The 23,923-nt window shown below is 43.9% G+C and carries 18 protein-coding genes; 10 read left to right on the top strand and 8 right to left on the bottom strand.

Annotated elements, in window-relative coordinates; genetic code table 11:
- Positions 1-18 precede the first annotated feature (18 nt).
- Both R7E78_RS04455 and R7E78_RS04450 read right to left on the bottom strand, forming a co-directional pair.
- A complete protein-coding gene (locus R7E78_RS04455; RefSeq protein ID WP_005378438.1) occupies positions 19-789 on the bottom strand; it encodes an ABC transporter ATP-binding protein in 771 nt (256 codons plus the stop codon).
- Between the two features lie 264 nt (positions 790-1,053).
- Complete coding sequence (locus R7E78_RS04450; RefSeq protein WP_318057689.1) at positions 1,054-2,529, bottom strand: 54K polar flagellar sheath protein A; 1,476 nt, start codon at positions 2,527-2,529, stop codon at positions 1,054-1,056.
- A gap of 453 nt (positions 2,530-2,982) precedes the next feature.
- On the opposite strand from R7E78_RS04450, the gene R7E78_RS04445 reads away from it, so the two are divergent.
- The 9 genes from R7E78_RS04445 (at position 2,983) to R7E78_RS04405 (ending at position 15,968) form a co-directional block, all read left to right on the top strand.
- A complete protein-coding gene (locus R7E78_RS04445; protein WP_005378441.1) occupies positions 2,983-4,530 on the top strand; it encodes a DUF3360 family protein in 1,548 nt (515 codons plus the stop codon).
- Positions 4,531-4,833: 303 nt separating this feature from the next.
- Entirely contained in the window at positions 4,834-7,110 is a 2,277-nt protein-coding gene (gene pflB, locus R7E78_RS04440) for a formate C-acetyltransferase (protein WP_005378442.1), read from the top strand.
- 153 nt (positions 7,111-7,263) lie between these two features.
- On the top strand, positions 7,264-8,241 hold the full coding sequence (locus R7E78_RS04435; RefSeq protein ID WP_005378443.1) for a lipid A deacylase LpxR family protein: 978 nt from the start codon (positions 7,264-7,266) through the stop codon (positions 8,239-8,241).
- Positions 8,242-8,452: 211 nt separating this feature from the next.
- A complete protein-coding gene (gene pflA / locus R7E78_RS04430; protein ID WP_005387854.1) occupies positions 8,453-9,193 on the top strand; it encodes a pyruvate formate lyase 1-activating protein in 741 nt (246 codons plus the stop codon).
- A 154-nt stretch (positions 9,194-9,347) separates the two neighbouring features.
- Entirely contained in the window at positions 9,348-10,013 is a 666-nt protein-coding gene (locus R7E78_RS04425) for an energy-coupling factor ABC transporter permease (RefSeq protein ID WP_104978939.1), read from the top strand.
- Between the two features lie 136 nt (positions 10,014-10,149).
- Entirely contained in the window at positions 10,150-10,650 is a 501-nt protein-coding gene (locus tag R7E78_RS04420; protein WP_318057688.1) for a YfbU family protein, read from the top strand.
- A gap of 493 nt (positions 10,651-11,143) precedes the next feature.
- Positions 11,144-13,078: a PrkA family serine protein kinase gene (locus tag R7E78_RS04415; protein WP_005378447.1), complete on the top strand. Its 1,935-nt coding sequence runs from the start codon at positions 11,144-11,146 to the stop codon at positions 13,076-13,078.
- Between the two features lie 47 nt (positions 13,079-13,125).
- Positions 13,126-14,397: a YeaH/YhbH family protein gene (locus R7E78_RS04410; protein ID WP_005378448.1), complete on the top strand. Its 1,272-nt coding sequence runs from the start codon at positions 13,126-13,128 to the stop codon at positions 14,395-14,397.
- An 11-nt stretch (positions 14,398-14,408) separates the two neighbouring features.
- On the top strand, positions 14,409-15,968 hold the full coding sequence (locus tag R7E78_RS04405; protein WP_005378449.1) for a SpoVR family protein: 1,560 nt from the start codon (positions 14,409-14,411) through the stop codon (positions 15,966-15,968).
- Between the two features lie 79 nt (positions 15,969-16,047).
- Here R7E78_RS04405 and kdsB read toward each other — a convergent pair whose 3' ends face one another.
- From kdsB to R7E78_RS04380, 5 genes are read right to left on the bottom strand one after another with little or no spacing between them, the layout of a single operon-like run.
- Positions 16,048-16,803, bottom strand: a complete 756-nt coding sequence (gene kdsB, locus R7E78_RS04400; RefSeq protein WP_053303248.1) for a 3-deoxy-manno-octulosonate cytidylyltransferase — start codon at positions 16,801-16,803, stop codon at positions 16,048-16,050.
- Entirely contained in the window at positions 16,803-16,982 is a 180-nt protein-coding gene (locus R7E78_RS04395; RefSeq protein WP_005378451.1) for a Trm112 family protein, read from the bottom strand. Before R7E78_RS04395 ends, kdsB begins: the two co-directional genes overlap by 1 nt.
- Complete coding sequence (lpxK, locus tag R7E78_RS04390) at positions 16,963-17,970, bottom strand: tetraacyldisaccharide 4'-kinase (RefSeq protein ID WP_318057687.1); 1,008 nt, start codon at positions 17,968-17,970, stop codon at positions 16,963-16,965. Before lpxK ends, R7E78_RS04395 begins: the two co-directional genes overlap by 20 nt.
- Positions 17,971-17,975: 5 nt before the next feature.
- Positions 17,976-19,724, bottom strand: coding sequence for a lipid A ABC transporter ATP-binding protein/permease MsbA (gene msbA / locus R7E78_RS04385; RefSeq protein WP_042522131.1), 1,749 nt, complete (start codon positions 19,722-19,724; stop codon positions 17,976-17,978).
- Between the two features lie 31 nt (positions 19,725-19,755).
- Positions 19,756-22,011, bottom strand: coding sequence for a DNA internalization-related competence protein ComEC/Rec2 (locus tag R7E78_RS04380; protein WP_213962930.1), 2,256 nt, complete (start codon positions 22,009-22,011; stop codon positions 19,756-19,758).
- An 8-nt stretch (positions 22,012-22,019) separates the two neighbouring features.
- Here R7E78_RS04380 and R7E78_RS04375 point away from each other — a divergent pair, with 8 nt between their 5' ends.
- On the top strand, positions 22,020-22,529 hold the full coding sequence (locus R7E78_RS04375) for a DUF2062 domain-containing protein (RefSeq protein ID WP_005387834.1): 510 nt from the start codon (positions 22,020-22,022) through the stop codon (positions 22,527-22,529).
- A 148-nt stretch (positions 22,530-22,677) separates the two neighbouring features.
- On the opposite strand, the gene lolE is transcribed toward R7E78_RS04375, so the two are convergent.
- Positions 22,678-23,922 (bottom strand): lipoprotein-releasing ABC transporter permease subunit LolE, encoded by a 1,245-nt coding sequence (gene lolE / locus R7E78_RS04370; RefSeq protein ID WP_065274291.1) that lies wholly within the window; start codon positions 23,920-23,922, stop codon positions 22,678-22,680.
- Position 23,923 lies beyond the last annotated feature (1 nt).

Below are 23,923 nucleotides of genomic sequence, written 5' to 3'. Positions count from 1 at the left end.
TCTGCCGCCTAACAAATATTAGTAAATGGATGAGATAAACTGCTGTAATCGTTCTGAATCCGGGTTTGTAAATAGCTTAGCTGGATTTCCCTGTTCTTCCACTAAGCCTTGATGTAAAAACATCACATGGTTTGATACGTCACGCGCAAACGCCATTTCGTGCGTGACCACCAGCATAGTTCGCCCTTCATCTGCCAAATCTCTCATTACCCCCAGAACTTCTCCTACAAGTTCTGGGTCAAGCGCAGAAGTTGGCTCGTCAAACAACATCACCTCTGGGTCAACTGCTAGCGCACGGGCAATAGCTGCACGTTGCTGCTGGCCGCCAGATAAGTGCCCAGGGTAATAGTCTTTACGCTCATATAGGCCTACTTTCTTAAGCAAGACTTCTGCGTTTTCAATCGCTTGAGCTTTTGGCACGCCTAAGACATGAACAGGCGCCTCAATCACGTTTTCTAGTACGGTTAGGTGAGACCAGAGGTTGAAACCTTGGAAAACCATTGCCAGGCGTGAACGAATACGTTGGACTTGCTTTTCATTAGCAGGAACAGATTCACCTGCTCTGTTGTTCTTCATTTGGATTAATTCACCATTTACCCAAATTTCGCCCGCGGTGGGCGTTTCTAGCAAGTTGATACATCTGAGAAAGGTACTCTTACCTGAGCCGGAAGAGCCAATGATGGAGATAACATCTCCTTTGTGCGCGGCAAGTGAAATGCCTTTTAAAACTTCATTTTGTCCAAATGTTTTGTGCAGGTCTTTTATATCTAGCGCTGGTACATCATTCATGCGCCCTACTCCCTGTGTTTTTGTCACTGCAATTAAGGGACTCCGCCCTCTCTAATTCGGAACAAATTAGCACCGCCCTTTGAAACTTGCAACAAATTATTAACCTAAATAATTCGAATAGAAAGATACGATAGACAAATTAATATGCAATATATAGCAACATATTCTTCAAAAGTTGAATATTAAATATAAAAAAGCCCCTTCCAAAGGGGCTTAATAAATTTACAAAAGTGTTAATTGAAACCTATTCGAGGTCGCAATGAATTAATTAAAACGACTGACTACCAACGAGTTTGAAGTACGTAATGTCACTTCATTTTCTAAGCCTTCTTTTTCAGAAGTAATGATGCCATCTAGGTCTTCATCTAGTTCAGGCTCTGACGCTTCACCATTGGAGAAGAAGCTCATGAAAACTTTAGAATCAATATTACTATCTTCATTCACTACCAAAGCAGTGCGATTAAAATCGTCCGAAGCTGAAACTTTCAAACCGTTAACGGCCGATGTTGGGAAGTTGTAGTAATGTAATTCTGGAACAACAACAGAATCACTATCACTTGTTGTGAAAATGCGATGTGTGACTCTGTAGTCGCCTGAAGTTGCAAAGTAAGCGACACGAGTAAAGCCTTCAGTAGACGATGTTAAGCCCATGTCCAGATCAATCACGGACTCTGCACTTCCTTGCGTTGATACACTTGGCTTTGTGTTCGGCAGGTTATCAATATTTAAGTAAGCACTCGGATCAACGTCAATATCCCATCCGTCAGAGATCGTTTCGTTAAGTAGAGACTCCCAACCATTAACTTGATTCTCTGAGAACGCCATGTATACCCAAGTTTCTTTATTCGTTGCACTAGGGCGATTATATTCAACGGCCGTTTTATCCAGCTTCAACGCGTCATATGCAAAGCCGTTAGTAACAAAGCCAATGTTAAGCGAGTCGTAAGTATAGTCAGAAGACGAATAAATGTTTGACGTATTATCCGCTCTAACTAAGGCTATCTCATCAGTTCCCCACGAACCAATACCATATTGGTAAAGCGCTTTGTCGCTTGAACCTGATTCATATTGAAACAATGCCGTTGGTTCACCTTTAAGCCCCATCAGTTCATCAGTAGGCAACATATCAGGGTTCGGAGACGTGAAAATATCGGTTTGCGAGACAAAGTTGTAATCTCCGCCACCTGATTCAGCGTTTCGGTAATCTAAGTTAGTAAACTTATTGCTTGCTAAGTTACCGCCAGTAAAGCATTTGTTCAAAGAGTCTCGGTTTAGTGCAAAAGTAGCATTACGTAGTTTCTTATCTTGCAAGAACTCTTTTGAAAACGTGTTTACGCGAGCTTCTTTGCCGTTAAATTCTATTGCTTGAAACGTTACAAAGCCGCCGTCAGGGATATCTTCAAGATAAAACTTAAAGTTATCAGTGGTAGGTTTGATAATGTCTCCGGATCTTTTGCCATCGGCATCAGAGTAGTAACCGATAACATAGTTGGTCACTTGCTCTTTTGACGCTGCACTATAGGTTAAAACCGTTTTATCGCCGTTCAGCTCAGTTTTGTGGTCATATACAGTACAACCTTTCGTAGTTGCTTCACTTTCAGTCATTGTTGTTGGTATAGCAAAATCAAAAGTAAACGCAGTTTTCGGCGCTGCACCACCGCCACCGCCGCCACCGCCGCCGCAACCGACCATTAACCCTGAGATGATTGCCACTAGTGGCAGTACTTTAAGCTGTTTCATGTCTTTTTCCTAAACTGAGCGGCAATGATTAGCCAAAAAATTGTCTTTGCTCTGTCCAAAGCAAGAATAAAGCCAGCTTTATATAATTATCGTGAATATTGACATTTAGTCTGCATCTCGTGCAAAAGAACAAAAAGTTCTAATTTTATGCAACTTGTGTAATGAAATTACACAAGATTTCCGCATCTCATTCGCATGCCAGAAACTTTCTGTAGTTTTATTTCACAACCATTCTTAAAGTGATCTAAATCAATCACCCTAAATGGCTATCTTGCTAGACTCCTGCCAAAAGATGAGGCTTTTTTTGTGCCTCAACACAATAAGTTATTAGCTATGCTTAGGCACAGTGTCGACGTGTAACAAATCTAACAATAGCTAGCATAAGCGTGCCGCAGGATGCGGATTAACACAATTGAATGAAGAATTCATAACTTTTAAATATATGAGGAATCTATGTCAGACGCAGTTAACAAAACGCACTCTGATTCAGATATCGAGACCAAGAGCTACCGTGAGCTTCATCGTCCAGCATCTGAGTTCGCAAGCCGTTCAGACTACCTAGACCACGAACTACAAATTATGAAACCACGTCGTTTTGGCTTGAACTTGCCAGGTCGTGACTTCCGCTTTGAGCTTGAAGACCTTGTTCCAGCGCTTGCTGGTACTATCGGTATTATCGCAATGTACTCTGCGGTAATGATGTCTTGGGCTGAAGGTCTTACTGCAGCATGGGACCACGTAAACTTAGGCAAGGACTTTGCTATCGAAGTTGCGCGTGTAGAAATGCTCATCCCTGCACTTCTTTTCTGTGTACTTGCCTCTGGTTTTATTAACCCTAAAGCCAACCTAGCAGGCAACCACGGCCCAATGATCCCTCTTATTGGTACCATCGCTCTTGCTGGTGCTCACCCTCTTGCATTAGCAATTCTCATTGGTGTGTTTGGTTTGATTTTGAGCCTCTTAAAAGGTGGGTCAAAACTGGTTAACCTCACCTCTGAAGGTACGGCTGGTGGCCTTCTTATTTTCTTAGGTTTAACCGGAACCATGAGCCAAATTAACTCTATTCAAGCTTGGGCTGTTGGTTTGCAATCCGATACGGTTGCCGCTGGTAGCATGGGTTACATCGGTCTAATTGTTCTTGCGGTTACCATTGGCTTATACGCGTTCCTTGCTAAAGTGAACAAACGCTGGCTAGCGATCCCTGTTTGTGCCTTCACTGGGCTTGCAATCGCACTTGCTCTTGGCGCAGGCTTCGATATTAAATTCGTAACCGAGACAGGCCTTCCAAACCTAAATCCAATCTACTGGTGGGGTTCAACAGAAGAAGGTTGGATGCTTGGTCTTCCTAATATGGAACACTTCATCGCTTCACTACCATTCGCCATTCTTGCGGTAGCAATGTGGTCACCTGACTTCTTGGGTCACCGTATCTTCCAAGAGATGAACTACCCACGTAAGAGTGAGAAAGTGCTGATGGACGTTGATGACACAATGACAATGTGTTCCGTTCGCCAAATGGTCGGTACTGCAGTGGGTGGTGGTAACATCACATCATCTTGGGGGACTTACATGATCCCTGCTGCAATCGCGAAACGCCCTATTCCTGCTGGTGCCATCTTACTAGGCTCTCTATGTATTATTGTTGCAATCCTTGGTTTTCCTATGGACGTTGCAGTATGGCCTCCAGTTATGCGCGTTGCTCTTCTCGTTGGTGTATCTCTACCACTGCTTGAAGCTGGCATGCAGATGGTGAAGGACTCAAAAGACTCACAAGCAGCAGGTATCTGTATCTTTGGTTCTGCCGTTGTTAACCCAGTTCTAGCTTGGGCACTAACTATGCTTTTAGATAACAACGGTTTAATTGGAGATAAAGAGCGCGCGTCTCGCCTATCATTTGTAGACAAGATTGTGATCCCAGTAAGCGTGCTCGTTATCTGTTTAGTTGCTATGCTTGCAGTTGGTATGCTTGAAGGCCAGTATGGCATCCAAGCTTGGCTATAAGCTAGCAGTCCAGAAATTTGTGGGTAGCGCTCGTCGCTACCCCATTTTTATCGAGATTTTTGAGGATTTATTGATTTAGTTTAAGGTTTGCAAAAAAATTTTAGTTTAACCTCTAACTGTTGCTTAAAAAGAGAAACGTTAAAACTAGTGACAATATTTATAGTTTTGTAAATCGAATACGTAAATTTAAGACTATAAATATTGTTATTCATAAGAGTGTACTGTTCCCCTCTTTTATCTGGGGATAGCTGGCTCAACGGCGAAGCAGTACGTATTTTTTTCTACTAAAAAGGTAGGTATGTCATGGCAGAGCAATTTGCTAAAGCTTGGGAAGGTTTTGCTGCAGGCGACTGGCAAAACGAAGTAAACGTTCGTGATTTCATTCAGAAGAACTACACTCCGTACGAAGGCGACGAATCTTTCCTAGTTTCTGAAGGTACTGAAGCGACTAACAAGCTTTGGGCTAAGGTAATGGAAGGCATCAAACAAGAGAACGCGACTCACGCTCCTGTTGATTTTGATACTTCAGTTATCTCTACCATCACTGCTCACGATGCAGGCTACATCGAAAAAGACCTAGAAACTATCGTAGGTCTTCAAACTGACGCTCCTCTAAAACGTGCGATCATCCCTAACGGTGGTATCCGCATGGTTGAAGGTTCATGCAAAGCCTACGACCGCGAGCTAGACCCACAAGTTAAAAAAATCTACACAGAATACCGTAAAACTCACAACCAAGGCGTTTTCGATATCTACACTCCTCAAATCATGGCGTGTCGTAAATCTGGCGTACTGACTGGTCTTCCAGATGCATACGGTCGTGGTCGTATCATCGGTGACTACCGTCGTGTTGCTCTATACGGTATTGACTTCCTAATGAAGGATAAATTCGCGCAGTTCTCTTCTCTACAAGAGCGTTTTGAGAACGGCGAAGACCTACAAATGACAATGCAGCTTCGTGAAGAGATCGCAGAGCAACACCGTGCTCTAGGTCAAATCAAAGAAATGGCTGCAAAATACGGTTGTGATATTTCTCGTCCTGCTGAAACTGCGCAAGAAGCTATTCAGTGGACTTACTTCGGTTACCTAGCTGCTGTTAAATCTCAAAACGGTGCGGCTATGTCTCTAGGTCGTACTTCTACGTTCCTAGACATCTTCATCGAACGTGATATCGCGGCTGGTAAGCTAACTGAAGAACAAGCTCAGGAAATGATCGACCACTTCGTAATGAAACTACGTATGGTTCGTTTCCTACGTACTCCTGAGTACGATGATCTATTCTCTGGCGACCCTATCTGGGCAACTGAGTCTATGGGTGGTATGGGTCTTGACGGTCGTACGCTAGTTACTCGTACAAACTTCCGTTTCCTAAACTCACTATACACTATGGGTCCTTCTCCAGAGCCAAACATCACTGTTCTTTGGTCTGAGCAACTACCTGAAGGCTTCAAGAAGTTCTGTGCGAAAGTATCTATCGATACTTCTTCTATTCAGTACGAAAATGACGACCTAATGCGTCCAGACATGAACTCTGACGACTACGCGATCGCATGTTGTGTATCTCCAATGGTTGTTGGTAAGCAAATGCAGTTCTTCGGTGCTCGTGCGAACCTTGCGAAAACAATGCTTTACACCATCAACGGTGGTGTGGATGAGAAGCTAAAAATCCAAGTTGGCCCGCAAATGCCTAAGATCGAAGGCGATGTTCTTAACTACGATGAACTGTGGGAGAAAATGGACCACTTCATGGATTGGCTAGCGAAACAATATGTGACTGCACTAAACGCTATCCACTTCATGCACGATAAGTACAGCTACGAAGCGGCACTAATGGCTCTACACGACCGTGACGTTAAACGTACTATGGCTTGTGGTATTGCTGGTCTATCTGTTGCGGCTGACTCACTATCTGCAATTAAATACGCAAAAGTTAAGCCAATTCGTGACGAAGACGGTCTAGCAATCGACTTCGAAATCGAAGGCGATTACCCTAAATTCGGTAACAACGACCCACGCGTTGATGACATTGCATGTGAACTTGTTTCTGTATTTATGGGCAAAATCCGTAAGCTTAAGACTTACCGTGATGCAATCCCTACTCAGTCAATTCTTACTATCACTTCAAACGTGGTTTACGGTAAGAAAACTGGTAACACGCCTGACGGTCGTCGTGCTGGTGCTCCATTTGCTCCAGGTGCAAACCCAATGCACGGTCGTGACGAGAAAGGTGCTGTAGCATCACTAACTTCAGTTGCTAAACTGCCGTTTGCTGACGCACAAGATGGTATCTCTTACACATTCTCTATCGTACCTAACGCACTAGGTAAAGATGAGGGTTCACAACGCGCTAACCTTGCTGGTCTTATGGATGGTTACTTCCACCACGAAGCGGGTATCGAAGGTGGTCAACACCTAAACGTGAACGTTCTTAACCGTGAAACTCTAGAAGACGCAGTTAAGCACCCAGAGAAATACCCTCAGCTAACAATCCGTGTATCTGGTTACGCTGTTCGCTTCAACTCTCTAACTGCAGAGCAACAAGCTGACGTAATCGCGCGTACATTCACTGAGTCTCTATAAGACTATAGCGAAATAACGTTCTAGTAGTACAACAAAGGCTGATGCTAAGTAGCATCAGCCTTTTTTTATTTCTTGAATGAAAGTTGTGATATCGCGAAAGACTTTTGCCCGCATTCTTACGTATGATGCGAAAAAAGTTAGCAAATAAAGTCTATGAGATTTAGTAAATTAATTATTCTTACCCTTCTTTCTCCAGTTGCAATAGCATCCACTAAGTCTACGGTTTCTTTTACCATCGACAACGATGGTATTTTTGGCGTCGATCAAGACTATACGAATGGTGTTTTCCTTTCTTACGCGACAGACCAACTGACACAAGAAAGCCAATGGAAATGGCTGAGTCTAGCTAACTCAGAGCACGCCAATATCGATAAAATAGAGTTGGTTCTTGGCCACAAGATGTGGACTCCAAGCGACATTGAAGCCGATTATCCACTAATCAATGATCGCCCATATGCCGGTTACCTACACACCGAAATCAACTACCTTTCCCTAACGAGTGACAAAGCTGTACGGTACAATTTCACCATAGGAACTACGGGTGAAAGTTCGCTATCAGAAAAGGCGCAAGAAATCGTTCACGGCATAACAGGATCGACGGACCCTCAAGGTTGGGATTACCAGATTGAAGATAAAGTGGCGTTCAGCCTTGGTTACCGCGTATTTAACAAATTGATGCGCAGCGAAGAACAAAAAACACAATGGGAGATCACCAACATTAACGACATCAATGCGGGTAACTTCCGTAGTGATGTCTCTCAAGGCGTCATGTTTCGTTGGGGTACAAACCTAGCGAATAGCATCGGAGCCGCCAATATCAGTGTCGAAAGCCCTTTCTCAGCAAGTATGATCGCTCAGAACACGTCGAGTTGGTTCTTGTTCACCGGGTTTGAAGGTCGTTACCGCTTTAATGACATGACTATCGAAGGAGATCGTCCTGGCATTCCTGAACCGTCAGCGCCATACGACGTCACACTGCAAAATTGGCAAGCAAGTGCCGTCGCGGGAGTATCTTGGTACAACCAAAATTACGGTGCAAGCATCACCTTTACAATTAAAACACCGGATTATGAAGAAGCCCAAACCGATGTTTATGGGACAGGCTCGTTCTCCGTGTTCGCCTTTTTCTAAAAACTGGATTATCCCAGCATCGAAGTCAATCTAGATACACGGCAAGTTCTCGGGGTAGGTATTAACCACCTCGTGTTCAAGCGTTTATGCAGATTGGCTCCATCTATTTTCTTTCTTCAAATAACCTTGCCTTTAGTACCGACAAAGCTGTTTTAACCCTGCTTTTTGTAATAAAATAACAGCTAGAATTTACTAGTAATGAGAGCAAAAGATGTCAACAGCTGGTCGTATTCACTCATTTGAGTCATGTGGTACCGTAGACGGACCTGGTATTCGATTTATCGTCTTCTTGCAAGGTTGTTTAATGCGCTGTAAGTATTGCCATAACCGCGATACTTGGGACACGCATGATGGCAAAGAAGTCACGGTTGAAGAAATCATTTCCGAAGCGAAAAGTTACCGCCACTTCATGAATGCATCAGGTGGTGGCGTTACTTGTTCTGGCGGCGAAGCGATGCTTCAACCGGAATTCGTACGTGATTTTTTCCGCGCAGCTAAAACCGAAGGCATTCATACATGTCTAGATACTAACGGTTATGTTCGTAAGCACACTGATGTTATCGATGAAGTACTGGATGCAACAGACTTAGTCATGCTTGACATCAAACACATGAAAGACGAAGTGCACCAAGATCTCATCGGTGTATCCAACCGACGCACATTGGACTTTGCTCGTTACTTGCAAAAAATCGGAAAGAAAACATGGATTCGCTATGTCGTCGTGCCTGGTTACACAGATGACCCAGAAGCAGCACACATGCTTGGTGAATTTATTAAAGACATGGATAACATCGAAAAGGTCGAGTTACTTCCTTACCACAAATTAGGGGCTCATAAGTGGGAAGCGTTAGGCTTAGAATACCCACTCGAAGGCGTAAACCCGCCACCGAAAGAAACCATGGATGAAATTCAATCCATTCTTGCTCAATACAACGATAACGTAAAATACTAAGTGAACCGCAAGACTAACCTCTTTAAAATACCAGCTTATTGCTGGTATTTTTTTGATTATATCTAAGCCTTATCAGTGAGTTTCTCTGCGGTCATTTAGGTATAAAAAGAACGATAGAAATGATTGCGTCATGTTCGCATAGGAAGGAAGTAACATGGATTTGTTTAACTTAGGCTCTCTTGTTGTCTCAATTTGGATAGTAGTAGTCTACTGCCTACCAGATTGGAAAAAAGTCGTTTGGCCCAAACTGGAAAAAGAAAAAGGATTTCAGCACCTCGTTTTTGCAACGCTCTTCTTTTTCAGTATTTTATGGGCCGCTCAAGCAGGTGTAAAAGAAGGATTACAGATTCATTTTCTTGCACTAACAACGCTGACGATGATGTATGGTTGGCGCATGGCATTTATACTCAGCATTCCCGCTATGTTGGTCAACCACCTACTACATGATGTGTCCTTGCTACTCTTACCCACGTCGTTAGTTCTATCTGCCCTAATTCCGATTTTCATTAGTTACTTAGTGTTTCTTCTGAGTTACCACTACTTGCCACGAAACATTTTTGTTTTCATCTTCGTTGCTGGATTTTTCAATGGCGCGATAACAGGAAGTCTGCACCTCATCATTAACTCTTTTTATCACCTATCAGTTGGTCACTACGATTGGGAAACCATTCAACATAACTACTTTGTTTTTGTGCCGTTGCTCGCCTTTCCAGAAGGTCTATTAAATGGTATGGCACTGGCGGTTTTAACCGTATTCAAGCCAGAGTGGCTGAGAGTATTTTCAGACCGAGACTACATATACAATCATTACCATAAATAAGTGTTTTCAAACTGGTCAAAAGTGACAGTTCTTGCCATTTTTTAGTATTAAATATGTGTTGAGATCATGTTTCACTCATGTCTTAAGCGTTAACCTAAGCACATTAAAAATGTATTAGATATCTAGTGAGGTCACCATGGAAATGTCAAACGCTCAACGTTTGATTCTATCAAACCAATACAACCTTATGTCTCAACTTGATCCAAGTAATGCGGCCAAATACAAACGCTTACAAACGATCATTGAACGTGGTTATGAACTACAAATGCGAGAGTTGAACAAAGATTTCGGCTGCCTCTCAGAAGCAGAGTGTCGTGAGATCATCGACGTTATGGAGATGTATCATGCGATGCAAGAATCTTACAACATGCTAGACGATGAAGATCGCAGCAACGTAGATCAGCGCCGCTTGAAGTTCTTGGGATTTGATATTGCTTCAGAAGCGCAACAAGTACATTACGTACGTTTTCTCATCGATTCTGAAGGTTTGTACCCTCAGTTTGACAAGGCAGATCATCACTTTAACAGCCAAATGCCGATGCTAGATAAATACCGCCGTATGCTGCAAACTTGGCGTAACTGCCCTCGTCAGTATCATTTATGTGAAAACGAACTAGCGCAAATCTTCAGCGCATAAAATGGTCGTCTAAGAATGAGGAGAGCGCCCGCTCTCCTTGTTATTTACCCTGTCACAAACTTATCTAAGACTTTGCTCTCTTCCTACCTCTTTCACTTACCTTGCTCAATGTAGAACAACGAATCACTGAGACTCTTCTGTCTTTGCCAAATATTTGATTTCTATTGCACCTATTCACGACATAAATTCGTCCTTAATAAAAGAGTGATTCAAATGTCACTTTTACAATAAATTCATAATTGTTAAGCAAAATTGCAAATCCCCGACTAGGCTTAAGTAGAGAAAGGCTGTGATTGAAAAATTCATATCCACCGCTCACCGTTGTAACGAAAAAACCGTCCATAAAGCAAAGTCTTTGGTGTCGCCAATCTTACATTCTGTACGAACCAAATGTGATAACAGGACGTATATTCAAACAACAACGAGCATAACTGTTGGTGGAAAGCCTGAATCAACGTTCGTCGGTAGACTGACTATTAAAGGGGAAAGCGACATGAGTATTTTCGACCACTATCAATCAAGATATGAAGCTGCAAAAGATGAAGAGATGTCGTTACAGGAGTTTTTAGCCCTGTGTAAAGATGACAAAAGCGCTTATGCTAATGCAGCAGAACGCCTACTGATGGCGATTGGTGAACCAGAGATAATCGATACGGCAAAGGATCCGAGACTAAGCCGAATCTTCTCGAATCGTGTTATCTCTCGTTATGAAACCTTTAAAGACTTTTATGGCATGGAAGATGCCATAGAACAAATTGTGTCTTACCTAAAACATGCGGCGCAAGGCCTAGAAGAGCGTAAGCAGATTCTTTACTTACTCGGCCCTGTAGGTGGCGGTAAGTCTTCGCTTGCAGAAAAGCTTAAGGCTTTGATGGAACAGATGCCTATTTATGTTCTTACTGCTAACGGCGAACGCAGCCCAGTGAATGACCATCCGTTCTGCCTATTCAAAGCCACAGAAGATGGCGATATTTTGAAAAAAGAATATGGCATCGAGCACCGTTATCTTCGCTCGATCATGTCTCCTTGGGCCGCTAAACGTCTTCACGAGTTTGGTGGTGATATCACCAAATTTAAAGTAGTGAAAGTACGCCCTTCTATCCTTGACCAAATCGGTATTGCCAAAACTGAACCAGGCGATGAAAACAACCAAGATATCTCATCATTGGTTGGTAAAGTCGATATTCGTAAGCTTGAACACTATTCGCAAGACGATCCAGACGCTTACAGCTACTCCGGTGCGCTGTGTAAAGCAAACCAAGGTTTAATGGAATTCGTTGAGATGTTCAAAGCACCAATCAAAGTGCTTCACCCGCTGTTAACAGCAACGCAAGAAGGCAACTTCAACGGTACAGAAGGCCTTTCTGCGATTCCATTCGACGGTATGATTCTGGCTCACTCAAACGAATCTGAGTGGCAGACCTTCCGTAACAACAAGAACAATGAAGCGTTCTTGGACCGTGTTTATATTGTGAAAGTACCTTACTGTCTACGTGTTTCAGAAGAAGTCAAAATCTACCAAAAACTTCTTGAAAACAGTGAGTTGTCTCAAGCCCCTTGTTCACCAAGCACGCTCGAGACTCTGGCACAATTCAGTATTCTTTCTCGACTTAAAGAGCCTGAAAACTCGTCCATCTTCTCTAAGATGCGCGTATACGACGGTGAAACGCTGAAAGATACGGATCCAAAGGCAAAAAGCTATCAAGAGTATCGTGATTATGCTGGTGTCGATGAAGGCATGAACGGTCTCTCAACACGTTTTGCCTTTAAGATTTTGTCACGCGTATTTAACTTCGACCAAACCGAAGTGGCAGCCAACCCTGTACATCTATTCTATGTGATTGAACAACAGGTTGAGCGCGAACAGTTCCCTGCTGAAACAGCAGAGAAATATCTCGAGTTCTTGAAAGGCTACCTAGTACCTCGATACGTTGAATTTATCGGTAAAGAGATTCAGACCGCTTATCTTGAGTCTTACTCTGAGTACGGCCAAAACATCTTCGACCGATATGTCACCTATGCAGACTTCTGGATTCAAGACCAAGAGTACCGAGATCCAGAAACTGGTCAGCTATTTGATCGCTCTTCACTGAATGCTGAGCTAGAGAAGATCGAAAAAACAGCTGGTATTTCTAACCCGAAAGATTTCCGAAACGAAATCGTTAACTTTGTGCTTCGTGCGAAAGCGAATAACAATGGTCAAAACCCGGTTTGGACCAGCTACGAAAAACTGCGCACAGTAATCGAGAAGAAAATGTTCTCCAATACCGAAGAGCTACTTCCGGTTATCTCATTTAATGCGAAAACCTCTTCTGAAGATCAGAAGAAGCACGACGACTTTGTCGCTCGCATGATGGAAAAAGGCTATACCGAGAAACAGGTTCGCCTACTTTCTGAGTGGTACCTACGAGTACGTAAGTCATCCTAACCCAGTATTGAGTTAGGTCGCTTGTGAAACATGAAGAGGGCTATTTCATGGCGCAATTTATAGACCGAAGGCTCAATGGCAAGAACAAGAGCGCTGTTAATCGACAGCGCTTCTTGAAGCGCCACAAAGAGCAAATAAAAGAGTCGGTAGCAGACGCAGTGAATCGACGCTCGATTACGAATACGGAAACGGGCGAAGACGTCTCTATCCCTCACAAAGACATCAATGAGCCTATATTTCATCAGGGCAAAGGTGGTGTTCGCGAACGAGTTCATCCCGGTAACGACCAATTCATTACTGGTGATAAAATTGAGCGTCCCAAAGGTGGCGGTCAGGGTAGCGGCTCAGGAGAAGGGAACGCCAGTCCAGATGGAGAAGGCCAAGACGAATTTGTATTCCAAATATCAAAAGATGAGTACCTCGATATTTTGTTCGAAGATCTCGAGCTGCCTAATCTAGAAAAAAACCAAATTGCCAAAATCACAGAATGGAAAACGCACCGTGCAGGCTTTCAAACTGCCGGTATCCCTTCCAATATCGCCGTAGTACGCTCTCTGCAACAATCTCTTGCGCGCCGTACTGCAATGACTGCTGGTAAGAAACGACTTCTTAAAGAGTTAGAAGACGAACTTGCTCGCATCAAAAATATTGAACCTGCTCAGCAGTTTGAAGAGAACCGCTTGAAGGCTGAAATTGAAGAACTGCGCAAGAAAATCGAAAGCGTGCCGTTCATCGATACCTTCGACTTACGCTTCAAGAACTATGAGAAACGCCCGGTACCATCGAGCCAAGCGGTCATGTTCTGTCTAATGGACGTATCCGGTTCGATGGATCAGGCAACGAAAGACATCGCAAAACGCTTCTATGTTCTTTTGTACTTGTTCTTAACTCGTACCTACGAGAATGTCGAAGTCGTCTTTATCCGCCACCATACCCAAGCGAAGGAAGTGGACGAGCACGAATTTTTCTACTCACAAGAAACCGGGGGCACCATTGTATCTAGCGCACTCAAGTTAATGGATGAAATAGTAAAAGAGCGATACCCGATTGGTCAGTGGAACATATATGCAGCTCAAGCATCCGACGGTGACAACTGGGCAGATGATTCGCCAAGGTGCCGGGATCTATTAGTGAACAAATTACTTCCAAACTGTCAGTACTACTCTTACATAGAGATCACACGGCGCTCGCACCAAACTCTATGGCATGAGTACGAAAAACTCACTGAAGAGTTTCCTAATTTCGCAATGAAAAACATTCGCTCTGTGGAGGATATTTTCCCAGTCTTTCGTGAACTATTCCAAAAAGAAACGGCGTAAGGAGGCTAGCGATGAATACCGCAACGAGAAACCTCTCAGGAGAGGCGCCTAAGAAGCGTAACAGTAAAGTGTTGCCAGATGGACCAGATTGGACATTTGAGCTGTTAGAGCGATACCACAAAGAAATTAAGCGTGTCGCGGAGCATTATCGCCTAGACACTTACCCTAACCAAATAGAAGTGATTACTTCAGAACAGATGATGGATGCCTACTCAAGTATCGGCATGCCTATCAATTACAATCACTGGTCATTTGGTAAAAAATTCATCCAAACAGAGCAGAACTATAAACATGGTCAAATGGGGCTAGCCTACGAGATTGTGATTAACTCCGACCCTTGTATTGCTTATTTGATGGAAGAAAATACGGTAACAATGCAAGCACTCGTGATAGCGCACGCGTGTTACGGCCATAACTCTTTTTTCAAAGGTAATTACCTATTCCAAACGTGGACTGACGCTAGCTCTATTATCGACTATCTGCTGTTTGCCAAAAAGTACTTAGCCGAATGTGAAGAACGATATGGCGTAAAAGAAGTGGAAAAACTGCTCGACTCTTGTCACGCATTAATGAACTTTGGTGTAGACCGCTACAAGCGTCCAGAGAAAATCTCAATTACAGAGGAAAAAGCAAGACAAGAAGAACGCGAAGCATACCTACAATCTCAAGTTAATGAGCTTTGGCGCACCGTACCGACAGCCAAGACGAAAGAGGAAGACATTAAAGAGCGATTCCCGAGCGAGCCTCAGGAAAACTTGCTCTACTTCTTCGAAAAACATGCGCCGTTGCTAGAGCCGTGGCAACGTGAAGTTGTTCGGATCGTCCGTAAGATCAGTCAGTATTTTTATCCGCAAAAACAAACGCAAGTCATGAATGAGGGCTGGGCAACGTTCTGGCACTACACCATACTCAACCATCTTTATGATGAGGGCTTGGTGTCTGAAAAGTTCATTCTAGAGTTCTTACATAGCCACACCAGTGTCGTGGCTCAGCCGCCTTATAACAGTCCTTACTTTAATGGCATTAACCCCTACGCGTTAGGCTTTGCCATGTTCCGAGATATTAAGCGTATCTGCGAAGAACCAACTGATGAGGACAAGGAGTGGTTTCCAGACCTAGCAGGAACCGACTGGTTAGATGCAGTGCATTTCGCGATGCATAATTTCAAAGATGAAAGCTTTATTAGCCAATACCTTTCTCCGAAATTAATGCGTGATTTCAAGCTGTTTGCGATCAACGATGATGATCATAAGAACTTTATTGAAGTCGCTGCGATACACGATGAGATGGGTTATAAACGCATTAGAGAAACCCTAGCCGCTCAGTATAACTTATCTAATCTTGAGCCAAACATTCAGGTGTTTAATGTCGATGTCCGTGGTGATCGCTCGCTTACGTTGCAGTACGTTCCTCACAACCGCATCCCACTTGATGATAGTTACGAAGAAGTTCTAAAGCACGTGTATCGATTATGGGGCTTTGATGTCATTCTCCAAGAAGTGAAAGACACCGGTCACCGAGAGGTCTTAGCGACCTGCCCTAAACGGAACCAATACGACACTAACATTTAACTAATACCTCGATACAAGTAAAACAAAAAGGCTCCTAATTCAGGAGCCTTGTTTATTCTTAAATCTATATGAGCATTTGTTACGCTTGCTTTGCAACAATCGCGCGCACGGCTTCTAGATCTTCGGGCGTATCAACCCCTGCCGCTGGTGCTTCTTTCGCTACCGCCACATGAATTTTTTCACCGTACCAAAGCACTCGCAGTTGCTCAAGACACTCAATCTGCTCTAATGCACTTGGTGCCCAGTTGACATACGTATAAATGAAACCAGCTCGATAAGCATAAATACCAATATGACGCATTAATGGGTTGGCAATGGTTTTGTCTTGTTTAGCAAAGTTATCGCGATCCCAAGGGATGGTTGCTCGACTAAAGTACAACGCATAGCCTTGCTCATCGGCGACAACTTTAACAGCATTCGGGTTGAACACTTCCTCTTCCGAGTCTATTTCTACAGCTAACGTCGCCATCGGGGCTTCACACCCTGATAAGTTATCAGCAACCTGACGAATGATGGACGGCGGAATCAAAGGCTCATCCCCTTGCACATTAACAATAATGTGGTCTGACGGAATAGCCATCTTTTCAACAACTTCTGCAAGACGCTCCGTACCTGATTCGTGCTGGGGAGAGGTCATACAAACTTTACCACCAAATGACGAAACCGCTTTCGCAACACGCTCGTCATCAGTTGCAACGATGACATCTTCCGCACCCGCTTGTAGCGCTTGTTCATAAACCCACTGAACCATAGGCTTACCACCAATATCCGCTAGCGGTTTACCAGGCAAACGGCTCGATGCGTAGCGCGAAGGGATGACAACCGTAAAAGACATTAGCGTCCCTCATCCATGCTCATAGTGCGAGCTTCAGGCTCTAGCAGAACTGGAATACCCTCTTTGATCGGGTAAGCAAGGCGATCCAATTTGCAGATCAACTCTTGATTATCTTTATCGTACGTCAGCTTACCTTTGCAAACAGGGCAAGCTACAATCTCAAGTAGACGGTGATCCATAAGCCGCTTTAACCTCTTTTATTCTATTTAAAATTTGCTCTGCATCGTTTGATTCAAACTGGGCAGATACAGGCAGATACCACCAATTATCTTGCGCATAATGGCTGCACTTGACGGCATCTTTCTCGGTCATAATCACATTGGTCCCTTGTTGAGCCAATGCTTCTAATTCTTGTTGATCAAAGTCTTGATGGTCAGCAAAACCTTTTGTGACTTTAACATCTGCGTTCATCGAGTTTAGTGTATGAAAAAAACGCGGAGGATGACCAATGCCCGCAAATGCGACGAGGTCTTTCAACTCCGAGACATCCACATGTTGCTTAGTCTTAAGATTAATAGCTTTAGAGGGTGCTAAAGCCATTGCGATTTCGCCCGTATGCGCTTGACCGCCATTGGTGATGATAAAGTCGACTTCTTTAAGTCGCTCAATACCTTCACGTAAAGGACCTAATGGAATCAGGCTTTCATTCCCAAACCGGCGATTACCATCCACAATCACTAACTCAATATCACGGCCTAACGCATAATGTTGTAATCCATCATCCGTAATTATGATATCCACATCCAAATCTAGCAGTGCTTTCACTGCATTTGAACGCACAGGATCTACCGCAACAGGTGCTCCTGTACGGCGATGAATCAACTTAGGTTCATCGCCACAATGCTTCGCTGGCGTATCTTCTTTTAGCACTAACGGATAGGCAGGAGCCTTTGCCCCATAACCACGAGAAACAACCCCCGGCTTAAAGCCCATTTGCTGTAGTTGCTCAACAAGCCACACAACAACTGGTGTTTTACCATTGCCACCAGCAGTGATATTGCCAACCACAACAACAGGTATTGGCGCATTATAAGCTTGCTTGCGGCCAGTTTGGTATTGCTTTCGCTTTGACTTGCTTATCGTTCCAAATAATAAACTCAGTGGCCACAAAAGCGGCCACAAGAGATATTTTATTGGATGGCTTTCAAACCAGATTTTTTCAATCACCGCGCTTATTCACCAAACTGAATACGGTGCAATTGTGCATACGCACCATTTTTCTCAATAAGCTCAGCGTGGTTGCCACGTTCAATGATGGCACCATCATCAACCACAAGAATTTCATCGGCTTTCTCGATTGTGGATAAGCGGTGCGCTATTACAAGTACCGTTTTGTCTTTTTGCAGCTCATCAAGTGCAGCTTGAATAGCTCGCTCGGATTCGGTATCCAAAGCCGAAGTTGCCTCATCAAGAATCAGCACTGGAGCATCACGCAATAGAGCTCGCGCAATCGCAACACGTTGGCGTTGACCACCAGACAAGCTAGCACCATTTTCACCAATCATGGTATCAAGTCCATCATCCATTTTGCCGATGAACTCCATCGCATGCGCGAGTGTTGCCGCTTTCTCGATATCACTGCGCTCGTATTGGCCATCCGTTGCGTACGCAATATTGTTTGCTATCGTGTCATTAAACAAATGAACATTTTGCGATACTAGTGCAAATTGCTGACGTAAATTCTTTAGCTCGTAATCACGAATATCATGCCCATCTAATGTGATAGATCCACTGTCAACATCATAGAAGCGGTTGAACAAGTTCGCGATGGTACTTTTACCTGAACCAGAACGGCCAACTAGCGCCACCGTTTTTCCTCTTGGAATATCGAAGCTGACATTTTCCAATGCTGGTTTTTCTGCACCAGTGTAAGTAAAGCTGACGTTTTTAACTGAAACATCGCCATTTGCGCGTTCAACTGTCAACTTACCTTCGTTTTTCTCAGGCTCGAGGTCAATTAACGCGAAGAGCGTTTGGCTCGCGGCCATACCACGTTGGAACTGAGAAGTAACGTTAGTCAGCGCTTTAAGTGGGCGCATCAGACCAAACATTGCAGAGAAGACAACAGTAAATGTACCTGGAGTCAGTTGCTCTTTAATCGAATCAATACTTGCTAAATAAAGAACGGCAACAATTGCAAGTGATGCAATCATTTGGATGATAGGGTTAGCCGCCGCTTGAGCCGTCACCAACTTCATGCTTTGTTGACGCATTTGGTTGCTGACTTTTTCAAATCGTTTACGTTCGATGTCTTGGCCGCCATAGCTCAACACAACTTTATGGCCTTTCAGCATCTGCTCTGCTGATGCAGTTACGTTACCCATCATGGTCTGCATATTTTTGGATATTTTTCTAAAACGTTTAGAAACAACACCAATACCCCATGCTACAACGGGAGCAACAGCAAACAGCACTAGCGACAATTGCCAGCTGTTGTAAAACATCAAAACTAACAGACCAATGATACTTGCGCCTTCACGGACAATGCTCACCAACGCTTGGCTAGTTGCCGCTGACACTTGCTCTGAGTCGTAGGTTATACGCGACAATAAATTGCCCGTCTTTTCCTTATCAAAGTAAGACACTGGCATATGCATAAAGTGATTGAACACCATGCGACGGACTTGCATAACTACGTTGCCAGATACCCAGCTCAAACAGTAGGTGGAGACAAATCCACTTATGCCACGGATGAACATCATGGCAAAAATAATCAATGGAAGCGTGCGTAAAAAATCAGATTCAGCGTTCCCAAAACCTTCATCGAGTAGTGGTTTTAGCAGGGAAATCATATAGGTATCTGATATGGCATTAATAACTAATGCAATGACTGCAACGACAAGACCTGACTTATAAAGGCGAATAAATTGCCATAGACGCTTAAACGTCTGCCAAGTCGTTTCATCAGTATTTATCGACATAGAAGTGCTTTATTTTCTTACATTAAGACTCTCATTCTACTCCCTTACGCAGCATCTGCCTATACCAAGGCTCAAATGTATCGCTACGTTTGGTTTCTGAGTGCCAATTATCACGGTGAATAAAGAAGCTTACCTGACCACCCTCACCAGTATCAAGCCAAGTAATGCCAAGCTTTCGGTATGAAGCAACGACATTTTCCGCTGGCATTCCCCATCGATTGTTTTTTGCTAAAGAAGCAACCGCCACACTCGGGCTCACCGACTCGATAAATCGAGGATTCGATGAACTTTTACTCCCGTGGTGAGGGACTAGCATCACATCGCTTTGTAACTTTCCGGGTTCTCTAAGCAAAATCCACTCGCTAATGGCCTCAATATCACCAGTAAAAAGCATACTAAAGTTAGAAATAGGGTCAGTAAGTCGTAATACACAGGAGTGCGGATTATACGCACGTTGAACAAGTGCAGGAGGCCAGAGCACTTCCATGTTTAATCCTTGCCATTTCCATTGGTCGCCTCTAGTGCAAGGCTCATATTCGATAAAGAATTGACTACTAAGTTTACGTTGTGGAGAAAAGGCATCTTCAATGAAAAAGCGGCCGCCTGCGTGATCATTATCGGAATGGCTTAGAATCAGTGTATCTATGCTTTCATAACCTCGTTGATGCAAAACCGGAGTGACGACCTGCTCTGCGATACTGCCGCTTTGCCATGCTTTACCAGTGTCATACAGCAACACCTTGTCGTCTTTTTCTACAACCACTGCAAGGCCATGACCTACATCTAATACATCGATACGCCAATGCGGTTCATACTCCGATGCAAGCTTGATACTAATAACGATGCCGAGTAACAAATACCACGCGTACTGAGACATGAACCGTTGAAATATTAAGCAAACCACTATCGCCATAACCAGCATTGTCATTTCCATGCTAATAGGTTGCCAAGAACCTATTGCGTACTGTATTGACGTGCTCAATGGCTGTAATGACCAGTCCACCAAATGCCACAGAGGCTTCGCTATCATTTCAAGAAACAAAGATGAGAACAGGGCTAGAAACATCAAAGGTACAACGATAAATCCGAACCAAGGAATAAATACCAAGTTGTAGGCTATTGAGGACAAACTAAAACCGGAGAAGAAATGGCCACTAACAGGTACGATTAAAGCGCTCAACATCAATTGAGTAAGCAATAACGCTTTTAATCGCGCTTTCCAACCTCCCCTTTGATGTCGAATCAAATTAATTGCGAACAATACCGCACAAACGGAGAGGTATGATAACCAAAAGCTCATACTGTAGGATGTAAAAGGTTGGACAAGCAGTTGTAGAGATACTGCAAGCAAAAGAACTCGCCAAGAAGTCCAGTGCACCAGAGTATACTTCTGGAGAACGTAAACAACGCATACCGACACTGCTCGCGTAGTAGGCAGAGAGAAATCCGCTAACCAAGCGTAGGCAACAGCGAAGATCAGCCCATATAAGCTAGGTAACAACTGGTATTGGGGTAATAGATAACGAACGGTACCGCCCACGACTAGCCCAAAAGTAAACGCCATACCAATATGTAAACCAGAAATGGAGACCAAATGCAGTAAACCACTGTCCCTGAGCGCTTGCCAATCTTCCTTAGACAACCAAGAACGGTCAGCAAAAACTAACGCACTTATTAACGAGAAATGATGAAGGGAAGACACATCATCAGCGACATCGGCAATAATGGATTGACGCAGAGATACATTAGAACGAACAATCCACTTAGCATCTTTGTTAACAACCGCTCGGGCGATAATATTTTTACCCATCGCGTGCTTTTCAGCATCAAAGCCAGCTTCGTTGCGTAGACCTGTAATCGGCTTTAACGAGATGGATGTCGTAAACTCACTGTTAACATCGAGTGGAAAAGGCGTAATAAGACGGATTTTAGGTTTAAGAAAAGGTAACAGAGTTTGAGAATTTACCGCTTCTATCGCGACAATACCTTCATAACCGTGACTTATTTGCGTAAAAGGGCTGTCAACTTTACCAATTATGGTAATATTCTCCCCTGCTTGAAAAAGGGCTTGTCTCTGAGACTCCAATACATTGCCGTGGACGATGACAACCATAAAGCCCGCAATTGCGCCTATGCTAATTAAGCCACGACGTAATTTGATTATTGAGCCAGTGGTTATTATTCCCAGCAGCAACCAACGCCAATCTGGTATTGTCGGCCACCAAGCCGACGAGATTACGCTCGCTACAAATAACGCCAAGGTCCAACTTTTTTCTGAGAGAGTCATGCTGTCCTATGCCTAGAAAGCTGATAAAACGCTTCATGCCAGATCATGAATTGATCAAACGCCAAAAAGCATTGAAGGTCTTCGGCAATGTGTTGTACAACCCGAACTTGTGGTGCTTAAACCGCCGCTCGGCATCAGGGGCTTTTGCTGTCGGGTTATTTATGGCTTTTGTTCCGCTGCCAAGCCAAATGATCATGGCCGCTGGCTTGGCCATTATGTTGGGTGTCAATCTGCCCCTCTCCGTCGCTTTGGTATGGATCAGCAACCCTATCACTATGCCTGTGCTATTTTACTTTGCGTACAAGCTAGGTGCTCTAGTGATGCGTCTTCCCCCGCAACCTTTTCATTTTGAACTATCGTGGGAATTCATCATGCAGCAAATGAGCACCATTGGACCTCCATTTCTATTGGGCTGCGCAATTTGTGGGGTTGTATCCGCGATTATTGGCTACTTCGGAATTCGAGGGCTTTGGCGCTACTCCGTGGTACGGAGCTGGCAAAAACGCAAAATAAGATAAGACCTTACTGCGTAAAAATCAGCATTTGAGCTATCAGTTGAGGGGCATCTAACAGTTAGAATGAAACGCGATGTTACTCAAGTCGGATAAATACAAAAAAGGACCGAATTCGGTCCTTTTTGTTTTTCGCATATTGTAAAACAATCAGCTATTTAGAACTCAGTACAGCCGCCGGATTCAACCTTGCGGCACGAGAAGCAGGATACCACGTCGCAAGTAAACTAAGCACTATCGCCGTCACTGACACCAATGCCACATCTGGCCAGTGTAGTTGTGATGGTAAGAAGTCAACAAAGTAAATATCACCCGATAAAAACTGATGACCAATTAAGCTCTCTAACCCTTTAATTAACGGAGTCAGGTTTAACGCCACTAAGACACCGATAACACTGCCGACGAGACTGCCAAATACACCAGAGAATACACCTTGCCAAACAAAGATCCGTTTGATTAGGCTATCTTTTGCTCCCATTGTTCGCAAAATTGCAATTTCCGCCGCTCGGTCTTTCACTGCCATCATCAACGTAGACACAATATTAAAACATGCCACGCCAATCACCAGTACCATCACCAAGTACATAATGGTGCGCACGAGCTGAATATCGCGATACAAAAAACCAAACTTTTGCTGCCAGCTTTTCAAATACACGTAAACATCAACCATGCTACCAACCTCGCGAACAATAGAAGGCGCATTGAGAACATCGTCAGTTTTTAGTGAAATGCCTGTGACCCCTCCCCCTAACCTCGCGTATTGCTGCGCATCAGCTAATGGTACTAACGCTAGAGAGTGGTCGATTTGGCCATTCAACGTTAAGAACCCTGACACCTTCACGCGCACACGCTTAGGAGCCTGCACTTTATTTGCGCCGCCTGTTTGCGGAATCATTAACGTAACGTAATCCCCCACGGCGACATTTAGCTCGTTTGCTACACCTCGGCCTAAGATCACTTGCTGCTGACCGGCATAAAAGTTTTGCCAAGCTGCTTGGTCAATAAAATTCGATAAGCTCGACACCGCTTGCTCGAAAGTAGGCTCTACGCCACGAACTTCTATCGCCTTTAGCTTACTGCCTTTTTCTGCCAAACCCGTAAAACGAACGTACGGTGCTGCCGCGACAACATGTTCATGTTTTAGAGCTTGATTCATCGTTTTGGTGTAGTCATGAAGTGGTCCATTAACACCTTCTAACTCGCCGTGTGGGATCACAGACAACACACGCGATTGCAGCTCGCGCTCAAAGCCATTCATTGCAGACAAACCGATAATGATCACAGCAACGCCAACCGCAATACCAATGGTCGAAGAAAGCGATATGAAAGACACCATCTTGTTGCGCTTTTTCGCTCGACTGAAGCGACCACCAATCATCAAAGCTAAAGAGGTAAACAAA

The sequence above is a fragment of the Vibrio sp. YT-19(2023) genome, from assembly GCF_033337395.1.
The sequence above is the reverse complement of the archived record's forward strand: the minus strand, read 5'-3'. Positions and strand labels throughout refer to the sequence as shown.